Below are 3,373 nucleotides of genomic sequence, written 5' to 3' on the forward strand. Positions count from 1 at the left end.
AGGACGTCCACGGGTAGTTCGAGCAGCCGGGCGAGTGAGGAATAGCCGACGCCGTAGTCGTCCACGGCGATGCCGATGCCGTGCTGACGCAGGGCCGCGAGCATGCGGGCGGAGCGGTCCTGGTCGCGCATGAGCGCGGTCTCGGTGATTTCCAGCTCGAGTGCGGTGGGCGGCAGACCGAACCGGGTGAGCAGTCCGCGGACCCGGGTCGGGAATTCGGGGTCGAGCAGATCGGGGGCGGTGATGTTCACGGCGACGGTGATGTCCAGGCCCGCCACCCGCCACCGTCGGGCCTGGTCAAGCGCGATGCCCAGCACCTCACCGGTGAGCATCTGGATGAAGCCGGCCTGTTCGGCCAGGGGGATGAACAGCTCCGGTCCGAGCAGACCGCGGGTCGGATGTCGCCAGCGGACGAGGGCTTCCACCGACTCCGTCCGTCCACTGGCCAGGGCGACCTTGACCTGGTAGAAGACCTCGAGCTGACCGGTGCCGAGTGCGGCGCGCAGCTGTTCGACCAGGTCGAGGCGCTCCCGACTGCCGGCGTCCAGGCCCGGGTGGAAGGTCGCGAAGCCGCTGCGGTCGGCCTTCGCGGCGTACATCGCGACATCCGCCCGGCGCAGCAGGATCTGGGTACCGCCCGGCCCGGCGGCGGCGGCAGGCGGAGCGGCGGAAGTGGCGACGGCGGCGGTCGTGGTGGTGGTGGCGGTGGGGGGCGGGAGGAGGTCGGCGGTCACGTCGTCGGGGTGGATGGCCGCGCCGATGCTCGCGGTGACGTGCAGGGTTGTTCCCCCGACGTCGAACGGTTCGGCGAGGATCGCGAGGATCCGGTCGGCGACGCGGCGGGCGACGTCCGCGTCGGCGTTGTCCAACAGCACGGCGAACTCGTCCCCGCCCAGGCGGGCGAGCAGGTCACCGGGGCGCAGCGCCGCGCAGATCCGCGAACCGACCTGGATGAGCAGCGCGTCCCCGGTGTGATGCCCGAGCGAGTCGTTGATCGTCTTGAAGCGGTCCAGGTCGAGCAGGAGCAGGACGGCGCGGCCCGCGGTGCCGTCGTGTTCGAGGCGGGCGAGCCGTTCGAGGAAGGCCCGGCGGTTGGCCAGACCGGTCAGGTCATCGGTGCGGGCCAGGACGCTGCTCTCGACGAGGTGCTGGACCTCGACGAAGGTGCACGCGGCACGGGCCAGCGCCGCCAGCACGGTCGCGGCCGCCAGCGCCACGGTCACCGGCGGCAGGTCCACGGTGGCACCGAGCACGAGCAGGCCGAGCGCGAGGACCGCGAGGGCCAGCGGCACGGTGATGACACCCCAGCCGGACATCCGCGCCGAGGGCTGCCAGCGCGGTCGTACCCAGGCCGCCAGTGCCGGGGTGAGCGTCGAGAACAGCCACAGGGTCGAGAGCACCCCCACCGGCGGCTCCCAGCCCGCCTCGACGATCACCAGCAGCAGCGAGTCGGCGCCCGCGAACCCCACCAGACTGGCGCCGAGCAGCCACCACACCCGGCCTGGGCGCCAGCCGAGCAGACCGAACACGGTGACCACCAGCAGGATCAGCAACAGGTCGGCCACCGGATAGACCACATTGATCGTCAGCGACCACACGTCCAACTCGGCGTTGGAGCGCGCCATCAGCACGGCGAGGCCGCTGGTCAGCGCGGCTATGCCCAGCACCCCGACGACCGCGTCCAACCAGACGCTGCGATGCAGCCGGACCAGCCGGCGGCGCAGCAGCATGATCACCGCCGCGTAGCAGGCCGGGTAGAACAGCAGCCAGCCGATGTCCGCCGGGGACGGCCCGAGCGTCGCCGACTGACCACCGGCGGTGGCGTTGTGGTAGATGATGCCGCCGCTGTAGCTGACCAGGCCGGCGCCGAGCAGCGTCCAGGGCAGCCGTTCCCCCCGCACCAGGGGCCCGTGCCAGACAGATCCCGCCGGAGCCGAGCGCCACACAGAACCGCAGGGAGCGCGCCTGCGCCCCGAGCCCCGGCGGCCCCACCTCGAAGGACGCGACCGCCAGCAGGACGGCCACGAACACCAGCAGCATCTGCGCCACTCGGATCAGGCGGAACCGCCATGGTGGAGCCGGCAGGATGGTCAACGGGTCATCCCTCGTCGCCCTTGCCGACGACGGTGGCGAGAGCGACTTTCGATGGTGCCATATCTGGATTGTCGTACAACGACGATTCGCGGCATAACCGGTGGAAGTCCGTCGCGGAGCGGCTGTGGTGATGTTGGGTCTGTCGAAACTCTCTGTATGCGGACTGGTCCCACCGGGCGATCTGGCGTCCGCCGGGACGCCCACGCGCCGTCACCGGCTCCGGCCCGCTGCCGCCGACGGCCGTCGGTGACCCGCCGATCAGCGCCGGACGGCGCATACCGCGCATATCGCTCTGATCGGTCGTGACCAGGGCAGTGGGCCGGTCGGCTGGCGGGGCATCCGGTCACCGGACAGGAAACGGACATCGACGCGCGAGGGGCGCACAATCTCGTGGTTCACCCGGTCGGCGGCATCGTTCTGACTATCCTGATCTCGTTAGAAGGGGGGACGCGAACGGGGGCTTGTAATGTCTGTAGACAAACATCCTGGATGGGTTCCGAACACTCTTCGGCGTTTTCGTGAGGCGCATGGCCTCACGCAGGACGGGCTGGCCGAACGAGTGCGTGGACTGCCCGAGAAGGACGGAATACGTCCGCCCGCGGCGACCGCGGAAATGATCCGACGTCATGAACTGGGCAAGGTGTTCCCCGGCGTGGCCTACCGGCGGGCGTACTGCCGCCTGTTCGGTGTCACCGAACCGGAGCTGGGCTTTCGTCCACCGCTTTCCGGCGAGTCGGTCGATGGTCGCCGCCCCTACGGCGAATGGCCGCTGGACGAGTCGCTCGCCGCCACCGGCCCGGCGGTCGTGGCCGTCCCGTCGGACCTGCTGTCCCGCATGCTGCCCGGCACCTCCGCGCCGCCGCCCGGACGCGTCCATCCGGACGATCGGGCCGTGGGTGGCTCCGGGCCGGCCACGGCCCCCGGCTCAGGTCCTGGTCTCGGAACTGGTGGCGACACTGGTTCCGGAGGTGCGCCCGGAGCCGCGTCGGTGGGCTCCGCGCGGGCCGCGCCGTTGCGGGCGCATCCCGGGCTGTGGCCCGGGAGCGGGCCACCACGGCGAGGCGCGCCGGCCCCTGGCGCCGCCGCCTGGACCCGGCGCAGCAGCGAGCTGCTCGCGGCCTACCTGTCGGCCTCGGTGAACGTCCAGCTGCGCTCGCCCGCCGCCCCAGCAGCGTCCGGGTCGATGCCATCGTCCGCGGTGATGTCGCCGCCTGGGTCGATGTCGCCGCCTGGACCGATGTCGCAGCCTGGGTCGATGCCGCCCGCCGGGTCGATGGCG

1 protein-coding gene and 1 pseudogene are annotated in these 3,373 nt (G+C 71.6%); one reads left to right on the plus strand and one right to left on the minus strand.

What is annotated here, in order from left to right:
- The coding region (locus G6R24_RS19535; protein WP_225438777.1) for a putative bifunctional diguanylate cyclase/phosphodiesterase at positions 1-1,901 on the minus strand (1,901 nt) is incomplete at its 3' end.
- Positions 1,902-2,707: 806 nt separating this feature from the next.
- Between G6R24_RS19535 and G6R24_RS19540 the strand changes: the two are divergent.
- A pseudogene (locus G6R24_RS19540) lies at positions 2,708-3,373 on the plus strand (hypothetical protein); the annotation flags it as partial.

The organism is Candidatus Frankia nodulisporulans (genome assembly GCF_902806475.1).
GTDB classification, from domain to species: domain Bacteria; phylum Actinomycetota; class Actinomycetes; order Frankiales; family Frankiaceae; genus Frankia; species Frankia umida.